At 45.4% G+C, this 24,057-nt stretch carries 25 protein-coding genes, 3 tRNA genes, 1 rRNA gene and 1 other RNA gene; 24 read left to right on the top strand and 6 right to left on the bottom strand.

The features are described 5' to 3' along the window. Positions 1-36: 36 nt before the first annotated feature. Positions 37-324 carry a type II toxin-antitoxin system Phd/YefM family antitoxin gene (locus tag AWB54_RS01795; RefSeq protein WP_061212939.1) on the bottom strand — a complete coding sequence of 96 codons (288 nt, stop codon included), beginning with the start codon at positions 322-324 and terminating at the stop codon, positions 37-39. Between the two features lie 437 nt (positions 325-761). Here AWB54_RS01795 and AWB54_RS16620 point away from each other — a divergent pair, with 437 nt between their 5' ends. The 3 genes from AWB54_RS16620 to AWB54_RS01780 all read left to right on the top strand — a co-directional run bounded on the left by AWB54_RS16620 (position 762) and on the right by AWB54_RS01780 (position 2,336). Then, entirely contained in the window at positions 762-878 is a 117-nt protein-coding gene (locus AWB54_RS16620; protein WP_201785606.1) for an MIT C-terminal domain-containing protein, read from the top strand. 700 nt (positions 879-1,578) lie between these two features. Next, positions 1,579-1,905 (top strand): DUF4258 domain-containing protein, encoded by a 327-nt coding sequence (locus AWB54_RS01785; protein WP_061212937.1) that lies wholly within the window; start codon positions 1,579-1,581, stop codon positions 1,903-1,905. Beyond that, positions 1,902-2,336 carry a helix-turn-helix domain-containing protein gene (locus AWB54_RS01780; protein ID WP_061212936.1) on the top strand — a complete coding sequence of 145 codons (435 nt, stop codon included), beginning with the start codon at positions 1,902-1,904 and terminating at the stop codon, positions 2,334-2,336. The genes AWB54_RS01785 and AWB54_RS01780 overlap by 4 nt, the downstream gene beginning before the upstream one ends. 284 nt (positions 2,337-2,620) lie before the next feature. Here the strand turns inward: AWB54_RS01780 and AWB54_RS01775 are convergent, their stop codons facing one another. Together AWB54_RS01775 and AWB54_RS01770 are read right to left on the bottom strand one after the other, a co-directional pair. Next, entirely contained in the window at positions 2,621-4,192 is a 1,572-nt protein-coding gene (locus AWB54_RS01775) for a diguanylate cyclase (RefSeq protein ID WP_235811069.1), read from the bottom strand. Positions 4,193-4,205: 13 nt separating this feature from the next. Then, entirely contained in the window at positions 4,206-5,339 is a 1,134-nt protein-coding gene (locus AWB54_RS01770) for an FIST signal transduction protein (RefSeq protein WP_061212934.1), read from the bottom strand. Between the two features lie 522 nt (positions 5,340-5,861). On the opposite strand from AWB54_RS01770, the gene AWB54_RS01765 reads away from it, so the two are divergent. From AWB54_RS01765 to AWB54_RS01750, 4 genes are all read left to right on the top strand, one after another. Continuing rightward, positions 5,862-5,938, top strand: a tRNA-Arg gene (locus AWB54_RS01765). Positions 5,939-5,982: 44 nt separating this feature from the next. Beyond that, a complete protein-coding gene (tadA, locus tag AWB54_RS01760; protein WP_061212933.1) occupies positions 5,983-6,438 on the top strand; it encodes a tRNA adenosine(34) deaminase TadA in 456 nt (151 codons plus the stop codon). Then, positions 6,425-6,519, top strand: a tRNA-Ser gene (locus tag AWB54_RS01755). The genes tadA and AWB54_RS01755 overlap by 14 nt, the downstream gene beginning before the upstream one ends. A 120-nt stretch (positions 6,520-6,639) precedes the next feature. After that, positions 6,640-7,992 (top strand): DNA recombination protein RmuC, encoded by a 1,353-nt coding sequence (locus AWB54_RS01750; RefSeq protein WP_061212932.1) that lies wholly within the window; start codon positions 6,640-6,642, stop codon positions 7,990-7,992. Positions 7,993-7,994: 2 nt separating this feature from the next. On the opposite strand, the gene pgeF is transcribed toward AWB54_RS01750, so the two are convergent. Next, positions 7,995-8,807, bottom strand: coding sequence for a peptidoglycan editing factor PgeF (gene pgeF / locus AWB54_RS01745; protein WP_061212931.1), 813 nt, complete (start codon positions 8,805-8,807; stop codon positions 7,995-7,997). A 488-nt stretch (positions 8,808-9,295) separates the two neighbouring features. On the opposite strand from pgeF, the gene AWB54_RS01740 reads away from it, so the two are divergent. Both AWB54_RS01740 and AWB54_RS01735 read left to right on the top strand, forming a co-directional pair. After that, complete coding sequence (locus AWB54_RS01740; RefSeq protein ID WP_153014639.1) at positions 9,296-10,147, top strand: hypothetical protein; 852 nt, start codon at positions 9,296-9,298, stop codon at positions 10,145-10,147. A 421-nt stretch (positions 10,148-10,568) separates the two neighbouring features. After that, positions 10,569-10,663, top strand: a tRNA-Ser gene (locus tag AWB54_RS01735). Positions 10,664-10,871: 208 nt separating this feature from the next. On the opposite strand, the gene AWB54_RS01730 is transcribed toward AWB54_RS01735, so the two are convergent. Then, positions 10,872-11,702 (bottom strand): flavodoxin family protein, encoded by an 831-nt coding sequence (locus AWB54_RS01730; RefSeq protein WP_061212929.1) that lies wholly within the window; start codon positions 11,700-11,702, stop codon positions 10,872-10,874. 195 nt (positions 11,703-11,897) lie between these two features. After that, positions 11,898-12,503 (bottom strand): TetR/AcrR family transcriptional regulator, encoded by a 606-nt coding sequence (locus AWB54_RS01725; protein ID WP_061212928.1) that lies wholly within the window; start codon positions 12,501-12,503, stop codon positions 11,898-11,900. A 370-nt stretch (positions 12,504-12,873) separates the two neighbouring features. Here AWB54_RS01725 and AWB54_RS01715 point away from each other — a divergent pair, with 370 nt between their 5' ends. From AWB54_RS01715 to AWB54_RS01640, 15 genes are all read left to right on the top strand, one after another. After that, entirely contained in the window at positions 12,874-13,461 is a 588-nt protein-coding gene (locus tag AWB54_RS01715; protein WP_061212926.1) for a DUF4143 domain-containing protein, read from the top strand. 40 nt (positions 13,462-13,501) lie between these two features. After that, positions 13,502-14,674: a THUMP domain-containing class I SAM-dependent RNA methyltransferase gene (locus AWB54_RS01710; protein ID WP_061212925.1), complete on the top strand. Its 1,173-nt coding sequence runs from the start codon at positions 13,502-13,504 to the stop codon at positions 14,672-14,674. Positions 14,675-14,763: 89 nt separating this feature from the next. Beyond that, positions 14,764-15,573, top strand: a complete 810-nt coding sequence (locus AWB54_RS01705; RefSeq protein ID WP_235811058.1) for an XdhC family protein — start codon at positions 14,764-14,766, stop codon at positions 15,571-15,573. A 317-nt stretch (positions 15,574-15,890) separates the two neighbouring features. Beyond that, positions 15,891-16,156: signal recognition particle sRNA large type (gene ffs / locus AWB54_RS01700), an RNA gene on the top strand. 138 nt (positions 16,157-16,294) lie between these two features. Then, entirely contained in the window at positions 16,295-17,794 is a 1,500-nt protein-coding gene (gene dnaX / locus AWB54_RS01695; protein ID WP_061212924.1) for a DNA polymerase III subunit gamma/tau, read from the top strand. A gap of 14 nt (positions 17,795-17,808) precedes the next feature. Next, positions 17,809-18,135, top strand: coding sequence for a YbaB/EbfC family nucleoid-associated protein (locus AWB54_RS01690; protein ID WP_061212923.1), 327 nt, complete (start codon positions 17,809-17,811; stop codon positions 18,133-18,135). Positions 18,136-18,172: 37 nt separating this feature from the next. Then, entirely contained in the window at positions 18,173-18,766 is a 594-nt protein-coding gene (recR, locus tag AWB54_RS01685) for a recombination mediator RecR (RefSeq protein ID WP_061212922.1), read from the top strand. A 69-nt stretch (positions 18,767-18,835) separates the two neighbouring features. Beyond that, positions 18,836-19,105 carry a DUF2508 family protein gene (locus tag AWB54_RS01680; protein ID WP_061212921.1) on the top strand — a complete coding sequence of 90 codons (270 nt, stop codon included), beginning with the start codon at positions 18,836-18,838 and terminating at the stop codon, positions 19,103-19,105. Between the two features lie 44 nt (positions 19,106-19,149). Beyond that, the gene (locus AWB54_RS01675) at positions 19,150-19,416 is read left to right on the top strand and encodes a pro-sigmaK processing inhibitor BofA family protein (protein WP_061212920.1); all 267 of its coding nucleotides are present in this window, start codon (positions 19,150-19,152) and stop codon (positions 19,414-19,416) included. Between the two features lie 455 nt (positions 19,417-19,871). Then, complete coding sequence (locus AWB54_RS01665) at positions 19,872-20,552, top strand: hypothetical protein (RefSeq protein ID WP_061212918.1); 681 nt, start codon at positions 19,872-19,874, stop codon at positions 20,550-20,552. 78 nt (positions 20,553-20,630) lie between these two features. Next, on the top strand, positions 20,631-21,719 hold the full coding sequence (locus AWB54_RS01660) for a ferredoxin oxidoreductase (RefSeq protein WP_061212917.1): 1,089 nt from the start codon (positions 20,631-20,633) through the stop codon (positions 21,717-21,719). 20 nt (positions 21,720-21,739) lie between these two features. Further along, positions 21,740-22,495: a thiamine pyrophosphate-dependent enzyme gene (locus tag AWB54_RS01655; protein WP_011639507.1), complete on the top strand. Its 756-nt coding sequence runs from the start codon at positions 21,740-21,742 to the stop codon at positions 22,493-22,495. Beyond that, positions 22,496-23,083 (top strand): 2-oxoacid:acceptor oxidoreductase family protein, encoded by a 588-nt coding sequence (locus AWB54_RS01650; RefSeq protein WP_061212916.1) that lies wholly within the window; start codon positions 22,496-22,498, stop codon positions 23,081-23,083. It begins immediately after the preceding gene. Then, complete coding sequence (locus AWB54_RS01645; RefSeq protein WP_061212915.1) at positions 23,076-23,342, top strand: 4Fe-4S dicluster domain-containing protein; 267 nt, start codon at positions 23,076-23,078, stop codon at positions 23,340-23,342. Before AWB54_RS01650 ends, AWB54_RS01645 begins: the two co-directional genes overlap by 8 nt. A gap of 286 nt (positions 23,343-23,628) precedes the next feature. Continuing rightward, positions 23,629-24,057: ribosomal RNA gene (locus tag AWB54_RS01640) — 16S ribosomal RNA — on the top strand; the annotation flags it as partial.

The following is a 24,057-nucleotide window of genomic DNA, read 5'->3' as shown; positions in this document are numbered from 1 at the left end:
GTTGTGAGGGAAGATATTTTGGGTAGCATAACCACCTTACGCATTGGTTTGGCCCATCTTTTCCGTAAGCCTTTCACGCAGTGAGACGGAAACCTTGTCGAATTCTAGGCGGGTAGGGTCGGAGTCTGCTTGTTGCTGCGCCTCCAATAATGCGGAATCAATGTGCTTTGCCGTCCGGAAGGCTTCGTACTGCTCAATACTCATAACCACCATGTCGCCGTAGCCATTCTTCGTGAGGAAAACCGGCTCTTTGCCTTCATGAACGATACGGGAAATTTCGGTGAAGTTATTCCGAAGATCGGAGATTGGCCTGATCTGAGGCATCGGGAACACCCCCTTTTATTATCCAAACTTTATCATAATTATGATTTCGGTCAAGGGACGTTCTATTACAAGAAAGCAACAAGACCCAGGGAATCAGGGGTCTTAAATTTTATAAACCTGGACGTTCGTTTAGGTCTCTTGAAGAGCGCGGGAATAACTAATACCGGCTTCTTCGGCCATAATAGCCAACCACTGGGGTAGGCTAAGTGTTTTAATGGAACTTTGTATCCTTTTTGCACAAGTAATCATTCAGCTTTTTGCCCATAACCATAATGGGGATAAGAAATTTACTGACAATTATACTGCTGTTTATATGTGTCTTAAGGGAACTCATTTTTTTATTAAGATAGAATATTGCGTCTTTTTGCAGGAAATTTGGCAAGAATAGTAGAAATGTTTCTAAAACTACCCGGTTTTAGAATAACAGATAAAAAAAGATTGGTCGCGGCCTGGATTTCTATCAAAAACCCAACGGATGGTTTGAGATTGGCGCTAATGATTTGTCTTTGCGCAAATGCCTGGAAACCAAGGTGGATATATTTAAAGGGAAGTAGTGGGAAGTTAATATTAGTATATCTAATCAAATACCCAGTGGCTATCAACAAGTTTAAACCCTTTAACGTGGGGAGATTACTAAGGACAAGACCAAGGAAAACCAGGGATATTTATTAGTTCAAAATGCCCTAAAGGATTGCCCGAGGTCGTTAAGTACTGACATAAGCACGGAACGGGAAGAGCGCTTATAAAATCATTTTTTGATACATCTGCTCTGGTCAATTTTTAGGAGATGCAGGAATGTCACCCTGTCAAATTCCTTTCGGCATCGGAAGGACCAGTATAGCCGATCTCTCTTCTGCTAAGAGGGGCTATTTAAGGCAAAAAGTATATTGTGGGGAAAAAATACTAAAACCCAGCGTACAGACTGAGTTCTGCTTTATATTTTTTAGTTGAAACATAGAAAGAAAATACAAATACGCCAAAAAGGTGGTGTATAGCGAAAAATGTCGCAATGCAGGAATAATAAAAATATATAACGAAGTAAGTGTCAATTCAACAAGATTTGGTTGAAAAGAAGGTTATATCATGCCCAAAACCGCATTTCTTTGGAACCGCCGACCAACTGGCACTGTACTCAAGTGTTATGACTGGGCAGTTAGCAAGAATATGAGAGCATGATTAACCCATAAATTACCACAATTAATTGTTGTTATTTTATTTTAATTTATGTTATTTTATAAGAAGGAGAGGGATAACTTGTCGTTCCCTATTACCTGGGTAAAGGCACTGGCTAAAGCCAACCGTATTCATGTGTCTGCCCATGCCTTTGACCGCATGGGTGAAAGAATGATTCCATTAGATGATGTAATGCGGGCTATTGAATATGGAGAGGTTATCGAAATACAAGACGGCCCCTGGCATTTTGATGTTAAGGTATTGTTCCAAAAGGCAACCCCGGATAAACCTCAATTTTATGTCGTTGTAGCGGCCAGTTATCCTGAGGCAGAGATTGTGACTGTAATTTTACCAGATGATGATGAATGGGAACTATGTGGGACTATGCTAAGGAGGAAAAAACAATGAAATGTGTCTATTGTAATAAGGAAATGGATTCTGTCGTAACCGCGCATGAAGCAAAATGGGGAAAATATCGCCTATTATTAGATGGTATAAATCTATATAAATGCCCCGATTGTGGGCGGAAGGTATTTAGTCCCGAGGAAGCTGCTATGGTGCAGAATCTTACTAAGGCCTTGGCTGAAAATTTATCAGAAAATAAACCGGATTTCTTAAACATTCTGGAGGTAGCTGATGTTTTAAGAGTAAGCAAACAAACGGTTTATAACATGATTCGCGATGGAAGAATTAATGCATTTAAGTGTGGCCGGGAATGGCGGTTTAGAAAAGAAGATATTCTAGACTCCATAGAAGGTAATTATAATGTCGCTGCCCGGGGAGATACAGTTTCTACCAAAGATCCAGAGTTAGTCAGAGAATTATTAGGTCAAAAATAGAGGGTATACTATGAAGGAACCATTCTTAATCCCTCCCGAACAGTATGCTCGGGAGTTGTTACATACTGCAGCCGCCGGGTACCTGCAGACCGGATTATAATACGACGTTTTCGCCTAGTTTATATGAAGCTTAGGAATTTATAACGAGGTGAAAAATGTCCCCCGTTTCTTTAAGCGGTCGGGTTCCTATTAACAAAACAGGTGGTGGTTTCTAATCCCCCGCCTCGTTGCAGAGCTGTGTTGAAACTGCTCCTCAGTTTCTTCCAATGCTTAAATAAATGGCATCATGCTTTTGATCTGGGTGAAGGGAACTTTGTTTCTATTTTTGACAGAAATAAGCGGACTAATTCAGGGTCAAACTGGGTTCCGGCTTTACTTTTTATCTCCTCAATAGCCTCCTCATGACTCATGGCTTTACGGTAGGGGCGATTGCTGGTCATGGCATTATAGGCATCGACCAGGGCCAGAATGCGGCACTCCAGGGGGATATCCTCACCCGCCAGACCACAGGGATAACCCTGTCCATTCCACCACTCGTGATGTCTAAGTATCCAATCAGCTATCGGCAGCAGTTTCGGTGATAAACGGGCAATACGATAGCCTATTTCCGGATGCCTTTCAATTTGTAATCGCTCTTGAGAATTAAGTTTGCCTTTCTTAAAAAGAACAGCGTCAGATATCCCTACCTGGCCTATGTCGTGATATTGCGCTAGTAGTTTAATGCATGATATTTGACTTGGAGACATATCCAGAGCTTCAGCCATGATGCAAACCAACTCCTGCATGTGCTCAACATGGTCTTGATTGAAAAAATGCCTTTCATCCATAGAACTCATCAGGGTGCTGACCAGGTTAGCATTAAAATTCTTGCGATGGTCAAGCTTTTCCTTGTACATATTGTCATCGGCCTCCTTGAAGAGTTCGACCAAGCTCATTGAGGCATCGGTTCTCTCGGCGTAGCCCAGGGAAATACTTAAGGGGAGGGTCGGATTGCTAGAGTTTAAAAGGACAATATTATTTTTAATACGTGTAATAACGCCTTCAATTCCCTGAGTACTGCAATCGTAAAGAATAGCGGCGAATTCATCACCACCTATACGGGCTACAAAGTCACAATCACGCAGGGATTCTTTAAGAACATGAGCAGCTTTAATAAGCAGGTCATCGCCCGCTTCGTGGCCCAGAGTATCGTTAACCAGCTTCAGGCCATCAATATCGCCGACAATAAGACCAATCGGGCGATGGGATAGCTTTTCCAGATGGGCGGTCTCCAGCTTAAAATAGGAGCGGTTATACAAACCGGTCAGAGCATCATGCATACTAAGATAGCGCAATTGGTCTTCCATGATACGGCGTTCGGTGACATTACGGATGATAACGAAGACATGGTCCCCGGATACCGGCAGCAACCTGGCTTCAAAATAATGTTCCTGTTGGTTTAGCAACACGGGATACTCGAATGTGATAAGCTTTCTGCTTTGCTGAACCTGCTCAACTGCCATGGCAAAGGGCGAATTGATGGTGTCGGGATGAATAACTTCGATGTGATGGCCCAGTAGTTGCTCCGGGGACATATACAGTTCAGTGGAACTGCCGGCTTTTAGCTCAATAATAATACCCTGGGAGTCCAGCAACAAAAAAACATCGGGAAAAGCCTCTAATACAGCCCGGAGTTGCGAGTTGGTTTCCAGTAATTCCTGGGAACTTATTTCCAGGGCGCGTTCCAACATATTTCGATCGGCATCGAATTCCCGGTAAGCGTCATTCACCTGCTGAAGAAATGCATCCCAGCCGGGAATATCGGGAATATGGTTCCCGAATTGCTTGCGCAATTGCCGTCTTAGTAAACTATGCATGTTTTCCAAACTACTATACCTCCTTGAAAGTGGTTATAGTCATAGTCTGGTTATGGAATTCGGGTTTTTCTCCAGGCTTGAAGGGCGAAATTTCGCCATAGGAATAAAAACCGCAGAACATGCAGCCTGAACCTAAAACATCGCTAACGGCCTCCACTTCTTCCTCGGTTCTCTGCTTGAGTATCGAGCGGCGGCCAAAACAGCTTATGAGGATGGCCAACTCGGGTGAATTGTTGTTAGCTAGGCTACTGTCTGCGGCACTCATGGCGCCATCTATCAGGCGATCGAGGTTAGCCTTCATCATCCGAGCATAGGCTCCGGTAGGGACATCTCCCCCGAAGGTCAGGCTCTGCTCTTCTTCGTTTACGGCCAGAATGGTACGTACCAGGCTTCCAGCTACTTCCTGGCCAGAAATGGAGAGAGGGAAAAATACTCCCGTCGCGGGTAAACCTGCAGCATGTTCGCCCAGGTATTTCTTATATAATTCCAGGGCGGAACGACCGTCCATTTCATAAAGAACATTAGCAACAGAGCGGGTTATGAGACGCTGGGGGCCAAAAGGGTCAAAACCGCCCATAGAGCCATAGCCTACTTTTAAATGATTGCCATAAAAACCCAGCACAGCAATGGTATCCGGTGCTGGTGGGGCGTCCCAAAAGACCAGGGTTTCTTCAAAAGAGACTCCGTCACCGGCCATTCCTCCGGTAATGGCGATTCCTGGGGGCAGACTTGAAGTTAAACCTTGAAGCAATTCGCTTCCATTGACATGCAGGCCGTCGCTAAGTACCAGGACATGAGATAAATCCTTGTGGGTAAGCGAAGAGGCCAGGTATTCCCCGGCTTGGAAACTGTTCTGAACCTGGTTTAATTGTATTTGTTGGCCTTCAATTCGGGTGTGCTCAAATTCCAAAGCAGTAATGGCAATAGAATCTTCAAAGATGCTGGTAGCACAAATCTCGCCGGCAGTGGAACAGCCAAAGATATGGGCATCGGGATAAAAGCCCTTTATTTCTTCAAATATTACTTCTTCTTGCAGGCATTTGTGTGTTCCGAAGACTAAAAGCAGCTGAGGCATAAGACCATCGACCCTGGGACCATGGTCGGACCAGCCGACAGTTTTCCTCCAAAGCTTCTGTTCTATACGCAAGCACAGCCCCCCTTCCTACCGATAAAGCTTCTCTAAAGCCTTAATTTTACTTGATTTCTATAGATTATTAATCCTTAACTCTCCTTCAAACAATCGACAGACTATATAGTCAATAGTTCTTTCTTTTATATTATATTCCTTTATTTATCTATAAGATAATATCCAGGACTGGAGACCTATTTTATTGTAATCGGGAATTCGATGGAAGTTGTTGGATTACACTATAGGGGCTTGCAAAAGGTTCGCCGGCGTTTTAAAATATAACGAAGTGAAATATATCCCCCGCTAAGCGGTCGGATTCTTATTAACAAAACAGGCGGCGGGTTCTAATCCCCCACCTCGTTGCAAGCGCTGTGTTGAAACTGCTCCGCAGTTTCTTCCGATGCTTAAACGAGATATGAAATTGCAGTAAAGAAATGCCCGTGCATTTCTTTTAATTTTAGGATTTCCAACAGGAACAGGCAAGTGTAATATCTTAATTTGTTTTGGGGCATACGAGCCCTGGTTCTGTTTGAACAACTTGCGCCCGTAGCTCAGTAGGATAGAGCGACGGTTTCCTAAACCGCAGGTCGGGGGTTCGAGTCCCTCCGGGCGCACCATTTATACATTTATGCTATACAAATAACCCCCAGGGAGTTGACAAGTGCAGCACGAGGATTTCATGCGCCACGCGCTCGAAGAGGCCCGGGAGGCTTTTAAGAGGGGAGAAATCCCGGTAGGAGCAATTGTGGTGCATAATGGGAAAATAATTGCCCGGGCTCATAATGAAAAGGAGTTCTGCCAGGATGCCACAGCGCATGCTGAGCTTTTAGCCTTGCAGAGGGCTGCCCGGTACCTGGGACACTGGCGCTTAAATGAGTCCGTATTATATTGTACTCTGGAGCCCTGTACTATGTGTGCCGGAGCGATGGTCAATACTCGCCTGGGTCATCTGGTTTACGGGGTAACAGATCCGAAGGCGGGTTCAGCCGGTTCTATCTATGATATTGTGAGGTCCCCCGCCTTAAACCACCAGGTTGTAGTAGAAGGGGGAGTTTTAAAAGAGGAGTGCAGCGAGCTCCTAAAAAGATTTTTTGCCAGTCTACGGAGAGATGGCTGAGTCCGGTTGAAGGCGCTCGACTCGAAATCGAGTGAGCCGTTGATAGCGGCTCCGTGGGTTCGAATCCCACTCTCTCCGCCATATATGATGATTAGCAAGGGGTTTTAAACCCCTTATTTTTATTGGGGTAGTAATCGTTGTCCATTTGACATTAGGCCAGATGGGGGTATAGAATGGCAGCAAAAAGAACGGGGGTGGTTAATGATGGAGCAAGCGGCAATAATTGCAGTGTTTATAGGCTTGGCTTTGCTGTTTTTTTTGCTTTTTCAACTGCAGCAGCGAATGAATACCCTTCGTGAGCAACTGGATAAGCTGGGAGCCGGCAATCTTCTCCTGGAGAAAAACCAGGAAAGGATGGAGCAGCTGCTGAGAGAGGAAATCGGCCGCAACCGGGAAGAAATGAATGCGACGGCCCGACAGGGCAGGGAAGAGCTGAGCAATTCATTTAAGACTTTCAGCGATTCACTTTCAGCGCGTATGGCGGAAATGGGGAATTTGCAGCAATACCAGCTGGAGGGTTTCTCCCAACAGATGGCCCATTTGACCCAGAGCAATGAGCAGAAGCTGGAACAGATGAGGGGAACCATAGAAGAAAGGGTAAGGGAACTACAAAAGGAAAACGCCCAGAAGCTGGACCAGATGAGAACGGTGGTAGATGAAAAGCTGCATGCTACCCTGGAACAACGGCTGGGCGAATCCTTCAAATTGGTTAGTGAGCGTCTGGAACAGGTACATAAGGGCCTGGGTGAAATGCAAGCTCTGGCAAGCGGGGTAGGAGATCTCAAGAAAGTTCTTAGTAATGTTAAAAGCAGGGGAACCTGGGGAGAAGTGCAATTGGGCAATATACTGGAAGATATACTGGCTCCGGAACAGTATGGCAGCAATGTGGCAGTAAAAAAGGGGGTGGAGAGAGTGGAGTTTGCCGTAAAACTCCCCGGACCGGATAAAGAGGGTTCTCCCTTATGGCTGCCGATAGATGCCAAATTCCCGCTGGAGGATTATCACCGCCTCCTGGAGGCTTATGACGGGGCCGATTTGGCTGCTATAGAACAGGCGGGCAAAAACCTGGAAAATCGGATTAAGGCCCAGGCCAAAGAAATCTGCAGCAAATATATTGAACCACCCGCCACCACGGACTTTGCTATAATGTTTCTACCCACCGAAGGACTATATGCGGAAGTATTACGCCGGCCGGGGCTTTTTGAGAACCTGCGCCAGGATTACCGGATAACAGTTGCCGGGCCTACCACCCTGGCAGCGCTGCTGAATAGTTTATCCATGGGATTTCGCACTCTGGCCATTCAAAAGAGGTCGGGTGAAGTATGGGCCATATTGGGAGCTGTAAAGAGCGAGTTTGGCAAATTCGGCGCGGTATTGGAGAAAACCCGCAAGAAATTGCAGGAAGCCAGCAACAGTATTGAGGAGGCTGCCAGGAGATCGCGGGTAATGGAGCGGAAACTAAAAGATGTGGAAGAACTCCCCGAAAAACAGGCGAATGAATTATTAAGTGCTGAGGGCTTTGGGGAGGAAATAGCGGCCGGAAGTGATGGATGATTCTAATCCTCCAGACCGATAAAAGCCCCCATCCTTCCCGTCCGGCCCTTTTCGGCCCGGTAGGAGAAGAAAAGATGGCAATTGCAGGCGGTGCAGAGATGAGAGTCAATGATATGGGCTTCCTGAATACCGCTTTCCTGCAAGCTTTGCTTTATGCTTTCCCGTAAATCCCAGTAATAGCCATGGGCATTTTCGCGCAATATTGCCTGGTGATGGTGAAAGGCCGTCTTTACTCGAAGAACCAGCTCCGGCTGAATCTGAAAACAGCAGGGGCCGATGCCCGGCCCGAGAAAAACCTCGATGTCTCGTGGCAAACAACCCAGCTTTAACATTTCTTTTACGCTTTCGGCGGCAATTTTCCCCATGGTACCCTTCCAGCCGCTATGGGCCATAGCTACCACCCGTTTTTTCGGGTCAAAGAAGAAAAGGGGGATGCAGTCGGCGTAAAAGCTGCCCAGGATGATTCCCGGGCTATGTCCTACCATAGCATCAAAGCCGGGGAGAGCGCTTTCATAATCCCAGGCGCCGGAACCGGCCAGGCTTTTATCCACCCGCAGCACCCGCTGGCCATGAACCTGCTGGCAGCAAACCAGATTTTCGAGCTTTTGCCCCAGGCTAGCCAGGAAGCGGCTGCGGTTATCCAGTACCTTTTCCCGTTCATCTCCCACATGCAGCCCCAGGTTAAGCGAGGCAAAAGGAGGAGAACTGCTGCCGCCCCAGCGGGAAGAAAAGGCTATTTTTACTCCCGCCTCGCGCCAGTGAGGGATTGTTATGTAGGGTATTTCGCTGTCATCGGCCCATTGCCAGTGCGGCATTTGTCCATCCTCCACTTTTCGTTTAGAATAAAGAGTCAGGGATCAGTCAGGAGTGTTTTAAAGGACGGTTTCCTGACTTACTTTTGACTCCACTGCAAAAACCCCTTTTGTTGCATAAGGGTTGCATAAATATACAAAGCGAGCGTTGGCGAAGCATGGGATGCAACACCCGGCGAAGGCGAGCGGCGAAAGGGGGCGAGCGACAGGACGTCGCAAGAGCGCTTCTGACCAGGATGGGAGATTAGCGCGGTACCCCTTGAGCCACGAGACAAGCCGCAGGTGTTGCCCATGCGAAGCGCCCTGTCGGGCACAACTGATGCTCCCTACGGTCGCTATTAAGGACGCTGGAGCGGTATATTTATACAAGCCAATGAATATTAATAACTTTTTGCAGTAGAATCACTTTTGCATTAATTATATAATACACCAGATCCCCTATTAATTAAGCAATAGGGTTTAGAGCAGTTTTTGGAGAAGAGGGAAGCCAAGTGTTGACCATCAGCGAAGTGGCCGGCCGTTTTAATATCAGCAATCGCCAGGTGCATGAACTTATGGACTACGGTTATCTTACTGTAGCTCAGGTGGAGCGGAAAGATAATCGCGGCATCAGTTTTCTTTTTTCTGAGAAAGAAATTGAAACCCTGGATATCCCTTCACTATTAGCCGACATAAAGGAGAAAAGGGAGCGCAATGAAAAGCCCCGCTACCAGGGTTCATCAGACTTGAGGAAAATAATAAAGGCCTTCAATTATTATGATCGTTTTTTGGAGGAGATTGAAGAATACCCGGAAGCGGAGCTCCTGAAAGCCTGTTTTTATCTTTTTCATCTCAACCACTATGCAAAAACCTACCCGGAGATAAGCAAAAGCCTCTACCAGCTGAAGGCCAGAGTTCTAGAAAAAGTCTACCGGGAGAACCAGGCTAAATTCAAGGTAATCTATTTACTGGGAGCGGATAAAAAGAAAGTCTGGCTTTGTGAGGATTGCAAGGAGGCAGCCCACTCCCGAGGGCTTTCTTATAACCGTTTTATCAGAGAGGAAGCTTATTGCTCCAAGTGTTATATTCAGTCGGTGGAAAAGGAGTACTATTCCCTGATGGAATTTATACTGCGGGTGGGAGATTATCGCTTTATCTTCCATAGTCCCCGCTCGCTCGCTGCCGCCTGGGTGGATAATTTGCCGGAACTGCCCTGTGAAGTTCGCCGGGAGGGTTTTTATGAAGACAGAATGTACCTTTACGGGCGCCGGGTAACCGCGGTGGAAGAAAGGGTTTTCCCCCTGGAAATAATCAAAGGGAAATTAATGGAGTACCTGGGGAGAGAGCCGCAGATTAATGATTGATGTCACTGCAAAAAGTTATAAATATGCATTAGCGTGCATAAATATACCGCTCAGCTACATTAAAAGCGACCGAAGGGTGTGTAGGGAACGACCCCCGTGTCGTTCCGAATCAGGCTTCGCCAGCGCTTTGTATATTTATGCAACCCTTATGCAACAAGAGGGGTTTTTGCAGTGGAATCATGATTAAATGTTGTTATTTCTGTACATCAAAGCCTTCAAGCAGCCCCGGAGGTACTTTTCATAGCTGTTTGTGTCCTCGGGGTACAGGGGGATATGGCAAAATGATGATTAAGCTCCCTAATAAAAACTTGAGGGTTAAGACTCTTGCGATAGAGACGAAATCAATGTATAATGGCATAGTGCCAAAGGCTTAAGAGAAGTTGCCGGCAGCTTCGAAAAGCTAAAAAAGTTCATATCTGCTGGAGAGGTGGCTGAGTTTGGCTGAAGGCGCTCGATTGGAAATCGAGTAGGCGGCTAATACCTGTCTCGCGGGTTCGAATCCCGCCCTCTCCGCCATTAAAGAACTATCAAGGGGTTTCGGACTTTGTGCCGAAACCCCTTTTTGATAATTTTTACAATTGGGAGGGCGGGAGTAGCCGAATAGGACATTAGCATCATCAATCATAATATACACCTGGTATTTGTCCCCTTATATAGTATGATCCTTAAATACTGCCTCACACTCTGGTAACTTCTTTTCTATCTGCGAAATTAGTCTAATCAGTCATGGTTTAATCCACCAATTTTGATTCCGATAGCCTTTTTGCAGCTCTTTTAAGTGATTTTTTTCAACGGAAAAACGATCTTTCATCTCCAGCAACCAACCCTTAAAGTGTTCATCCATCTCATGGTCTGAAAAACGGTCGCAATCTGAATCGGAAAAATCTGGATTAAAATTATTTTTAAGGATGCCTCTTGAGCCACATATGGGGCATTCCACTTGGTTTTCATTAATCAGCCGGAAAAGATCAGATCCACAGATAGGACATTCCTTGCTTCCGGCATGATACTCACGTCCATTGAAGAGTTCCCGCCCCAGAGTCCTTGCATAGCAGATATTTTCAGGGTTCAATAGAGATTCTCCTGGCAGCGGAGCGTAAATCTGCCAACAGTCAACCAGTTTCATTCTGAGCAGCTTCGGCATAACCATGCAGGCAATTTTGCTATAACCCTCCCAGCCCTCAGATCCGTAAGGCATTACAATGATACAGGGTTTCCCCTGCGTATCTGGGGAATGATTCTGTATCCCCAGCAGGCGATCAGTCAGCATTTTATAATAGCCGTGTGGCCCCAGGAAATATACTGGAACTCCAATAATAAGCGCATCCGCCGCTCTTATTTTTTCAATTACAAAATTGAAATCGTCTCGGACTGGACAGGCTTTATCAGGCTGCAGACAGCGATAACAGGCCTTGCATGGTTTTATCTCCAGGTCAGTTAGGCGAATCAGTTCCCGCTTGCATTCCTCCGGGATATTACTCATGATTTCTTTCACTAAAATCTCACTGTTACCTAGTTTTCTATTGGAAACAACTAATCCTAGAACTTTTTTCATGATTAAAAATATATCCTCCCTTGAAATCTATGACCTGTATGTCCGGTCCAAGTCATCTGTAATAATAAACTTTGGTGGCAGAGATATGATCGGGATTAAGCAATCGCAAATAACTCCTACTTAAGGCGATTTCGCACGAACACTCTCGTTCACATAATGACAAACAAATATCCTGTAGAAGATACTTGGGGTAATTTAATCGTTGACGACTAACAACCCAACAGCCAATGTTTTGTGGAAAGAGAGGACCATTTCTATCATTTCCTCCTTTGTTATAGCCTTGAGAACTACCCATTTGTGTAACGAGAATTTTTCCATGGCTAATATGGAGTGTGCGATAGGAGAGACCGGGATATTTTTAAATATACCTTTTTTAATACCGTATTCAATATTTCTTGAGTAAAACTCTAGCAGCCTATCCTCGAATTGTTTTAAACATTGATCAATAGGAGTACTTGATCCAGCAACTCGACTATATATCTCCGACAAGGTTTCATTTTGAGCAAAAACCTCCATGGTTAATCGCTTAGTCTCGATAAATCGCTCATACAAGTCCTTTTCTACCAAATAGTACTCGCTTATACTCGAGATAATTTGTTTAGCAAAGTCCTCAAGAAGGTTTTTTAAAATATCTTCCTTGTCAACAAAATAATTGTAAAAAGTACCTGTTCCAACTCCTGACAGAGCGATAATATCGCGGATTGAGGTATTGTAATAGCCCTTTTCAATAAATAAATCTAAAGAACATTGTATTATTCTCTGTCGTCTTTCTTTATTTTGCTTTTCTAGTGATATGGGCATTTTGTTCCCCCCCGAACGAGCGTTCATTCGCCTTAAATCTTACAATATATTATCCCAAATGTAAATAGATTAGTATTGTTCATTAAAATTAAAAGGGGGAGAAACTTTATTGTTAATTTGCTGGGCTTATCCCGTGCGGGAATCATGGGCCAAAGCCATCATAGTGGATTTGTTCCTCAGAGTAACGAACTAAAAAGCATAAATAAACAGGCGATGCCCCTAAAAACGCTATATGAGGAGATCTACCGAGGCGGCATGCCGGCTGTTTTTGTTGATAAAATAATAAACCTGGAAGTCTTTCTTATGTGCAGACTTATTTGGAGTGTGATATAAAGGATTTAACCCAGGTAGGGGATGAACTGGTCTTTTTATGTTTTTTGACTGCGGCAGAGCGAGAACGGCTCAGGAAGCGAATTACGCATCATTAGCCGGTGATGTTGGGATCAGTGAGCCAGCAGCTAAACAATGGCTGTCGATTTTGGTATCATCGGGAATAGTCTACTTGCTGGAACCTTACTTTAAAAACACCTTAAAACGGCTTATAAAAAGACCTAAGATGTATTTTCTTGATACTGGTTTATGCGCCTATTTGACTAAGTGGACGAGTGCAGAAACATTAGAAGCGGGTGCAATGTCGGGGGTCTTTTTTGAGACCTGGGTAGTCACGGAAATAATAAAAAGCTATTATTATCAAGGTAAGAGACCGACGCTTTGTTATTATCAGGACAAGGATCAAAAGGAGATTGATTTATTAATTATTGAGGATAATAAGGTATATCCCCTGGATATTAAAAAAAGCGCCAATCCTGGTAGAGAGGCCATTAAGCATTTTGCAGTTCTTGCCAAAACCCCGCTAGAAATAGCTGGTGGAGGCATCATTTGTTTGTGCAATGACTTGATACCCATCAACGAACTGTATTGGTTTATACCGGTTAAAGTTTTGCAGCTATTAGGGTAAACATTTCTCTTAGATAAATGAAATTGAACGGAGTTTTGCCATGGATAAAATTGAACTTATTGCTACCGCTACTTTTGGGCTGGAAGCTATTGTAGCCCGGGAAGTGCGCAAACTGGGTTTTGACGAGGTGAAGGTAGAAAATGCCCGGGTTACTTTCAAGGCCTTCCTGGCAGATATCTGCCGGGCCAATCTCTGGCTGCGCAGTGCTGACCGGGTGCTGGTCAAGATGGGAGAATTCCCGGCCCGTTCATTTACTGAGCTTTTTGATCAGACCCGCGAATTACCCTGGTCTGATTGGCTGCCGGCCAATGCTAACTTCCCGGTGCAGGGAAAGTCCATCCGCTCCAAGTTGTTCAGTGTGCCTGATTGCCAGGCGATTGTCAAAAAGGCCGTAGTGGAGAGCTTGAAGGGCCGTTATCACCAGGAATGGTTTGAGGAAAGCGGGCCTCGTTATACTATAGAAGTGGCCTTGCTTAAAGACATAGCCACCCTGACTCTGGACAGCAGCGGGGCAGGACTGCACAAGCGCGGCTATCGCCAGTTGTCCAGCGCAGCCCCGCTCAAAGAAACCCTGGCCGCAGCCATGATAGACTTAAGTCGCTGGCACCCGGACCGGCTGATGTTCGACCCCTTCTGTGGTTCCGGCACCATCCCCATTGAAGCGGCGATGATAGCTTTAAACCGGGCACCAGGTCTTAAGCGAGAATTTGCAGCGGAGAAATGGCCGGTAATTCCCCAAAAACATTGGCTTGATGCCAGAAGTGAAGCCAATGACCTGCTTAAGCGGGATTTGACATTGAAGATTCGGGGGACCGATATAAATAAGGAGGTTCTAAGCCTGGCCCGCTATCATGCTCGCCAGGCCGGGTTGGAGGGGCATATTCATTTCCAGCAGATGCCGGTAGACCAGCTTCAAACCCGGGAAAAGTATGGATTTCTAATATGCAATCCGCCTTACGGTCAACGGCTGGAAGACCTGTCTTCGGTGGAAAAGCTGTACCGGGATATGGCCAGTGTTTTCAAAAAGAACCTGCAAACCTGGTCTTTCTATATACTAACTGCGCATAAAGATTTTGAACATATATTTGGACGCCGCGCGGATAAGAGAAGAAAACTGTATAACGGTCGGATAGAGACCCATTTCTACCAGTTCTTCGGTCCTAAACCACCCCGGCGCAAGCATGAAGCGGAGATGCTTGCAAATGATTATTGATAAAGCTGGGAGGGGAAAGGACTTATTTAGCGAATATTCCATATGAATAAATTATTCATAAGAATGTAAAAAAACGGGAAGGTGATGAATTGCAGTCAGAACTTATGCGTATTTTGGCGGAGAAGCAGGAACTCAAAGAAAACATAGCGCTGATTACCGTAATATCTTCCAATAGCCCGAGGGGTTGCCGAGCGGGGGAGATGATGCTGGTGGACCGTTTTGGCTATATAATTGGCGATGGCATCGGGGACAGCTTGTTGCAGGAAAACGCCCAAAGAGAAGCCCAGATTTGTATAAGCGAAGGAATTTCCCGTAGAGTGATTCTCCCCTCGGAAGAGGGTATGACCGAGGTCTTCATAAATGCTTTTTGTCATCGCGACCAGCTGATAATAGTAGGCTCGGGCAATGTTGCTTTAAATGTTTATAGAATTGCCTCTATTGTGGGCTACAGCATAACGGTCATTGACAATAGGGCGGAAACGCTTAGCCGGGAAAGATTTCCCGAGGCCAGGGAACTGCTGCTGGGAGATATTGTGGAGTTGCTCAAAGCCTATGATATTGACGAAAACACCAGTATCGTTTTGCTAAGTTACCACCATGAATTTGATGAAGCGGCTCTGCTTACGGTAGTCTATTCTCCAGCCAGGTATATTGGGATTCTGGGCAATAAACACAAGGTAACCGCTTATTTTAGCAAGTTAAATGAGTTGAATATTGCTGAGGAACTAATAAACCGGGTTCATGTACCGGTGGGTATTGACATAGGGGGAGAAAGAGCGTCTGAAATAGCGCTGGCGATAGTGGCGGAGATGCAGGCGATTAAATATGGACGTGCCGGGGGCTTTCGCATCCTGCAAAGTGAGATAACGGGTAAAGTAGAACGGGATGAGCTTTTTTAATACAGAGAGCGGAACTGAAGGATATATCTGGTTTTATGGGCAGAGGGTCGTAAAGGCTGCCGGTATTTGGATGTTTCCCTGGGCTATGAATTGTTTGCCTGAAGCAATATTTCATGCTATAATTCCGTTTAGGTAAAGTGTTTAATAATTTACGCCCTCCCTTTACGGAAGGGTTTTATTGTCTTTAGCATGATTTTCCCGGTAATACTGATAAAGCCCCATATTGGACTTAATTGCAGAATATTAGCGAAGACAGTCCAAAAAAAGGATATTGCTTAAGGTAGCCGGCTTTTTGCATTTTATCAAGTTAAGGTTTGCCGTGCTAGATGGGGAGGTAGCGGTGCCCTGTAACCTGCAACCCGCTATAGCAGGGTCGAATTCCTGAGCCGAGGGTCTATCTTGTGAGGTCCGGCTGGAAAAAGTGGCGTTGAAGTTCGGGTCCTTCGCAATGAGAACCTTTGAACCGTGTCAGGTCCGGAAGGAAGCAGCACTAAGAAGTAAATCTCATGTGACGAAGGGAAGCCTGGATGGAGCAAACTATTCCAGTAACGCTCGGAAGGTATTCTCGAGGCCAGGTGCACGGCTTAATATTTATCAAGGGCAGGTTTATAACCTGTCTTTTTGTTTTATGCTGGTGCAGGGAAAAAGGTTTCGAACGAGAAAAACTATATATAAGCTATGAAGTTATGATAGAAGCTAGGCAATGAGGAGGGATGAGTCAGTGGCTTATCTGGCATTATACCGGGCCTGGAGACCACGGCGTTTTGCCGAGGTGGTAGGACAGGAGAAAACTGTAACCGCGCTCAGAAACGCTGTTCGGGAGGGAAAGCTAAGCCATGCTTACCTTTTTTCAGGGCCCCGGGGAACAGGGAAGACCAGTATTGCTAAAATAATAGCCAAAGCGGTTAATTGTGAGAACCTGTCTGAGGGTGAACCCTGCAACCAGTGTTCCTCCTGTCAGGATATTAATAATGGCAACTTCATGGATGTAATCGAAATCGATGCGGCGTCTAACCGGGGGATAGACGAAATTCGCGATTTGCGGGAGAAAGTGCGGGTATTGCCGGCTCAAGGGAAAAACAAAGTTTACATTATAGATGAAGTCCATATGTTGACCACGGAAGCCTTTAATGCTTTGCTAAAAACTATCGAAGAACCACCAGACGCAGTTATTTTTATTTTGGCCACCACTGAATCCCACAAGATACCTGCTACCATTCGTTCCCGCTGCCAGGTATTTAATTTTCGGAGATTAACTACGGCCGAGATTATGGAGAGATTGAGCGATGTTGCCGCCAATGATGGAATAATGCTGGAACCGGAAGCGCTGCTCTTATTAGCTCGCCGCGCCAACGGTGGCATGAGAGATGCCTTGAGTATGCTGGATCAAATTTATTCCTACAAGGGTAATAATAAGATAAGTAAGCAAGATGTTCTGGAAGTAATGGGACTGGTGGACGATGCGTTCATGGCCCAACTTATTGCTGCCGTGCTTTCCCAGGATACGCCGTCAATAATCGGAATACTGGGGACGGCCTTCAGCCAGGGTAAGGAGGCTCAGCAGTTGGCGCGGGAAGCGGCTATGTTCCTGCGGGATTTTCTTCTCTATCTCGTAGCAGGGAAAGAAGCCGATTTAGTTGTGGCGGGGGAGGAAAGCCAGGCTTTTTTTGAACAAGAAAAAGGCCAAACCAACATGCAGAATCTGCTGCGGGCACTGCGTATAATGATGGATACCGCAGATAAACTAAGGTTTAGCGAAGGGCAGAAATACTTGCTGGAAATAGCTTTTATGGAGATAGCAACTTTATTTAGTGAAGAAAAAAGTGCTCAACCATCGTTTTTGGAGGAGAAAAAGCCCAAGAAAAAAGTTAGCCCGCGAGCAAAAGCTTCTTCAAACGAAGCCCAGGATGCTCTCTGGAACAAAATACTGGCAGCGGTAAAAGAAAAAAAGATTCCCACCCATGCCCTGTTAGTACAGGGAAAGCTGCTGGGAATAAAGGATGATACGGTATATATCGCATATAAAAAGGGGTATAAGTTCCACAAAGAACGTATGGAAGAGAGAGGCAACCGGGAAATTCTGGGCCAGGCACTTAAAGAAACCATGGGTCGGGATATGGAAAGCCAGTTTATTTTTCTGGACGATGACCAGTATAATGATATTATTGTTAAAAAGGCGCTAGAATTTTTTGGAGAAGAGCTGGTGGAGATTAAGGATTAAGGAGGAAGAAAATAATGAAGTTTAACCCAGGTGGCGGCTCCATGAACAAAATGATTAAACAGGCCAAACAAGTGCAGGAAAAGATAGTAAAGATGCAGGAGGAATTGCGCGAGAGAGAAATAGAGGCTTCATCCGGGGGAGGCGTAGTTACGGTCAAAGTTAATGGCAAGCAAGAATTAATATCCATTCAAATAAAACCCGAGGCAGTAGATCCGGAGGATCTGGAGATGCTGGAAGACCTGGTGCTGGCAGCGGTAAACGAAGGGATTCGTAAATCGCAGGAGATGGTTTCCGGTGAAATGGCAAAGATAACCGGGGGATTTAATATTCCCGGATTATAGGATATATCAGCCCAAATAGCATGCAGGAGGTTCAACCATGAGATTGGCTCGGCCCTTGGAAAATCTTATTGACCAGCTTTTGAAGCTCCCCGGCATTGGGCCCAAGACAGCCCAAAGGTTAGCTCTCTATATTCTCAAGCTGCCCGAAACGGAAGCCCGGCAGCTGGCCCAGGCTATTGTTGACTGCCGGCAAAAAGTCTTTCCCTGTAGCCGCTGCGGTTACCTTACAGATTCTGACCCTTGTATAATCTGTTCGGACGAAAGCCGGGATAAATCACTCATTTGTATAGGGGAAGAGAGCAGCGATGTTATTGCTATTGAGCGTACGGGCTTTAGAGGACAGTACTTTGTATTAAATAAGGATTTTAATCTTATGGAGGACAAAGGCCTGGAAGACTTGAATCTCCAACCCCTGGAAGAAAGATTGGCTAGCGGAGAGATTAAAGAAGTGGTTCTGGCCTTGAACCCCGACATGGATGGGGAGGTAATGTCCCGTTTCCTGGCGGCAGTTGCCGGCAGCTTCGGGGTAAAAGCAACCCGCCTGGCGCACGGTTTACCGGTAGGGGGAGATATCGAATTTGCTGATGAAATAACCCTGCGGCGAGCCTTGGAAGGGCGTAAAGAATTGTAAACATAAAAGACAGGCCCCCGGCATAAGATGCTTTAAACAAGTATCTGTTGTAGTTCAGGGGGCTTTTTAGTGAAAATCTGCTCAAGCATCTGGAACTGGGCCTGTAAGTATTTGGTTCTCAAAGAAGAGGACGAGAGCAAAAAGGAGGTCTCTCTAGAGGACATGCTCCAGGATGCCCATAGAGAAGTACAGGAAGCAGAAAACCTCTTTGACCGGGTGGAAGATGAGGAAATGATAGACTATGCTATATTAAATCTACAGGCAGCGGAAAAGCGCTATAACTACCTGCTAAAAACCATAAAACGGCAGGGGAAAGCTGAGGAGTTTCTGGAAAGCTAGTGAAAAGCCCTCCTTAAAGATAACCCTTCAAGAGAGGTGATAATATGGAGTGGGTTAATGTAATTATTGCGGCCCTCTTTTTCCTGGCGATATTTTACATAATACTGCAAGTTCTTTTCAAACCAGTGAAGCTATTATGGAAACTGGCCATCAACTCGCTGATTGGCCTGGTTTTATTGCTAATCTCCAATTACATCGGGGCCTATTTTCAATTTGATCTGCCGGTCAACATCATTACGGTCCTCGTTGCGGGTTTTCTGGGCTTGCCGGGGATTATCCTTCTAATATGCTTCCAGCTCCTGGTGAGATAAAAAGAATAGTAATTTTAAAAGGCCGTAAGTCGGCCTTTTATTTTTCAAATAATATTTTAAACAGAAGGGGAAAATACAATTTAAATGATATACTGCTTAAACTTGATGTCACTGCAAAAAGTTATAAATATGCATTAGCGTGCATAAATATACCGTTCAGCTACATTAAAAGCGACTAAAGGGTGTGTAGGGAACGACCCCCGTGTCGTTCCGAATCAGGCTTTGTATATTTATGCAACCCTTATGCAACAAAAAGGGTTTTTGCAGCAGAGTCAAACTTATTAATCTAACGATTCCACTGCAAAAACCCCGTTTTATCGCAGAGGATTGTATAAAGCACTATCGTTAATTATGAGTAACATTTAGCTTTAAAAAGATTAATATTGACGCATAATTCATCAATATCTTATACTTAATTAAACACTTTGCCCACTCTATTCTTTTTTTATCAGGAGGTGTTTTTTTTCACGCAGCAAAACACGGCCAGAATCGTGGAAGCATATGTGGGCGAATATGCCAGTGGCAAAAGCGAAGTGGCCATCAATAGAGCACTGGAATTGAAAAGACAGGGCCGGGAAGTAACCCTGGTAGATTTAGATACGGTTGAACCATTTTATACTTTAAGAACACTAAAAAACGATCTGGAGAAAAAAGGGCTTAAAGTGCTGGCTTTTACTCGGGCTCAATCCTTTGGACTGGGTGAAACAGGAGCAATGCTCAACCCGGCAGCCCGCTGGGCTCTGAAACAGGAAGGAGATATCATTCTGGATGTGGGTTACGGCGTATTTGGTGCCCAGACCCTCAATCTGGTAGAAGGAGCCTATGAATCTCCGGAACTTAAGATCATGGCCGTTATAAACTATTCTCGTCCCATGACAGGAAACCGGGAAAGAATAAGAAGTTATATTAAAAACTTGGGCCGGGTTGATGCTATCGTAGCCAATACCCACATGGGGGATGAAAGCACTATAGATATAATAAAAGCAGGAAACCAGGAGATATTTATAGTTGCTGCTGAACTGGGAATCCCGATAGCATATCAAGTGTTGGATGAAAAACTAAAAGATTCCGGGGAAAAAAACTGGGAGATACCAGTAAAATACATAAAAAGGTTTATGCCGACTGCAATTTGGTAAAGAACGATAACTCCGTTCAAGCTAATAGATATACCTTTTTGCAATCAGCTTTAATTGAACAGGAGGTGTCTTTAATAAATGCCCCAAATTTTTGAAGCAAGTAAAAAAGCATTTATTACTGGAAACGAAGCCATTGCCTGGGCCGCCCTGGCAGCCGGGGCTGAGATTATGTTTGGATACCCCATTACCCCGCAAAACGAAGTAATGCATTATTGGACCCGCCTGGCTCCCGAGTATGGGAAAGGCTTCCTGCAGACAGAAGATGAATTGTCGGCCGGCTTTACGGTATGCGGAGCCGTCCAAAGCGGCAAAAAAGCTTTTACCGCGACAGCCGGACCTGGTAATGTTTTGATGCAAGAACCCTTTGGCATGGCTGAAGCTATGCGTCTTCCGCTCTTTGCTGTAATCCAACAGCGAGGAGGTCCTTCCTCAGGTACCGTTGTTTATTCTCAGCAGGAAGTAACATTGACTACTTATGGTGGAAATGGCGAAGGGCACCGTATCGTATATTCAACCGCCACACACCAGGAGATTTATGACTACACCATAAAAGGATTCAATACCGCCTGGAAATACCGCTTTCCCACCTTCTTGCTGGGAGATGGTTACCAGGCTAAAATGCGTGAACCCCTGGAGATGTATAACCCGGAAGAACACGGGATAGAAATGGTTAAAACCTACCCGTTGGTCGGACTGCAGGGAAAAATTGGAGAGGACCGGGAACCCCAGCACCTCTGCAATATTTATAGTCTGGAAGAGGAACTGTATGAAGTGGTGTTGAAATTCGCCGCCGAATATGAAGCAATTACTCCGGAATTGGTTGAATACGAAGAAAAAGGATGCGAAGATGCCGAGATTATTATTCTCTCCCATGGAGTAGTTTCACGGGCGGCGGACGATGCCGTTAAGATCCTTAGAGCCCAGGGCATAAAAGCCGGCTATTTCCGGCCGATTACTTTAAGACCCTTCCCCCAAAAGCAATTGCGCGAAGCCATTAACCGTAAGCCGGCTCGTAAGCTGCTAATAGCTGAATCAGCTTACGGACAATTAGATAGACTTACCAAACAGGAAATTTACGGAGAAACCGTGGCTATAGAAAACCTCTTTATGCCCGGAGTAGGAATAATAGATTATGACATTATAAACAAGGTAAAAAGCATCATGTAGAAGAAGGAGGCCAAGCATAAATGGGAATGATAGCACCAGCAATACCTAAGTCCTGGTATCTGCCTTCAAAACCCCACAAATTTTGTCCCGGCTGTGGGCATGGGATTGTCTTGAAGGCCCTGGGTGAAACCATAGATGAATTAGAAATACAAGACCAGGTGGTTTTCGGCTGTGACATCGGCTGCTCGCTTTTGTCCTGGAACTTTTTTGCCTGTGATAGCACCCAAACCCATCACGGCAGAACCACCCCGGTTATGGTAGGAATAAAACGCTCCCGTCCGGAGTTGATAACTATAGGATATATGGGCGATGGGGGAGGATATTCCATAGGTTCGCAGCACCTGCTGAATTCGGCTGTCCGCAATGAAAAAGTAACCCTTATCCTGGTAAACAATACTAATTACGGCATGACCGGCGGACAGATGGCCCCTACCACCTTGCCCGGACAGAAAACAGAAACCAGTCCGTTTGGTCGCGATGTAGATTTAACGGGATACCCCACCAGGGGACCGGAGTTTATTGCCGAACTAACTCCCGATAGCGCTTATGTGGCCCGGGCTACTGTTTCCAAATACAAGCAATTGCGCCGCTTCTTAAGAAATGCATTAAGAAACCAGATGGAAGGAAACGGCTTCTCCTTTGTAGAGGTTCTTTCTACCTGTCCTACCAACTGGAGAACCAATGCCCAGCAGACCTGGCACTTCTTGGAGGATGAAATGGAGCAGTATTTCCCTATTGGGGAAATAAAAACCCCGTTTGGAAAGGGGGATAAATAGATGTCGCTGATTAAAATTGCCCTGGCTGGTGAAGGCGGGCAGGGAGTACAATCCGTTGCAGAGATTTTGGCGGAAGCAGCTTATAACGAAAACAAACAGACCATTTATATCCCCAACTTTGGCCTGGAGCAGCGAGGTGGCGTCTCTATAGCTTTCATACAGGTAAGTGATGAGAGAATAGGTGCTCCCAAGTTTAACAAAGCTGATGTAGTAGTAGCCTTGAGCGAACGGGCGATTGGAAGAACTTCAGGATATTCCGACATGAATACCCTGTTTGTTTACGATTCCGGTTTTATGGTAAAGCCGGAGGAATTACCCCGTGAAGCTAAGAAAATTATTGGTATTCCGGCAGTTGATACCGCCAACCGGCAATTGCATCCCAAGGTCTTCAACATTATAATAATGGGGGCAGTTATCGGGCTTACCAATGTCGTTAGTTTTGAAGCAGCAAAAGAAGCTCTGGAGAGCAAACTGGCTTATAAATTTGAGAAGAACCCTGATTTGAGAGAATTGAATTTCAAGGCTCTGGCTATTGGTAAGGAGATGGCGGAGCAGTCGCTTAAGGAAGGGGTGGGAAACAATGCCTAAAGAAATGGAAGCTATCTCAACCAGGATGGAGAAAGCAATATTTCATATATTCCCAGATTATTGTAAAGGCTGCGGGCTTTGTAAAGAAAAATGCCCTAATCAGACTTTAGTTTGGTCGGAGAAGCTAGGGGTTTATGGTACTCCTACAGTGAAACCCAAAGATGAAGATAGTTGCATAGCTTGCATGATATGTGAGATGGTCTGTCCTGACTGCGCCATATATATAGAAAGGCTCCGGAAGAAAAAAGCCGTAGGATAGCAAAGAACCTTGTCAGATATAAGCTGATATGCTAAAATTAATAAGTACTTCGGAAATAATCGAAGTACTTATTTTATGTCATGCCAAAAAGCCAACAATATTTCTTGACAGAGGAAAAGGGGCATGATATTATAATTCTTGCGCGCAAGCAGGCAGCTTGAAAGCGCAAAGCTCTTGATAAAACTGAACAGCAAGACTAGAAGTGCGAAAAAGTTAGATAAGTCTTAAGATGATTTAACTAACGGCTCTAACGAGAAAAAAGCCAGACGATGGCTAGGATAGACTTTTATTGGAGAGTTTGATCCTGGCTCAGGACGAACGCTGGCGGCGTGCCTAACACATGCAAGTCGAACGATTTAGAGGACGGAAGACGGAGGGCAGAAGGCGGAAAGAAAGAAGCAATTGGCTCGCCAATTGCTACAGATATTCCGACATCCGTTTTCCGACTTCCGACTTCTGAATAGTGGCGGACGGGTGAGTAACGCGTGGGCAACCTACCCATAAGCGGGGGATAACAGTTGGAAACGGCTGCTAATACCGCATAAGCTGTACAATACGCATGTTAAGTACAGTAAAGATGGCCTCTTAACAAAGCTATCACTTATGGATGGGCCCGCGTCTGATTAGCTAGTTGGCAGGGTAGCGGCCTACCAAGGCAACGATCAGTAGCCGGCCTGAGAGGGTGGACGGCCACACTGGGACTGAGACACGGCCC

Source organism: Syntrophomonas wolfei subsp. methylbutyratica (genome assembly GCF_001570625.1).
GTDB classification, from domain to species: Bacteria; Bacillota; Syntrophomonadia; order Syntrophomonadales; family Syntrophomonadaceae; genus Syntrophomonas; species Syntrophomonas methylbutyratica.
This window is presented reverse-complemented; position numbering and strand designations above follow the sequence as displayed.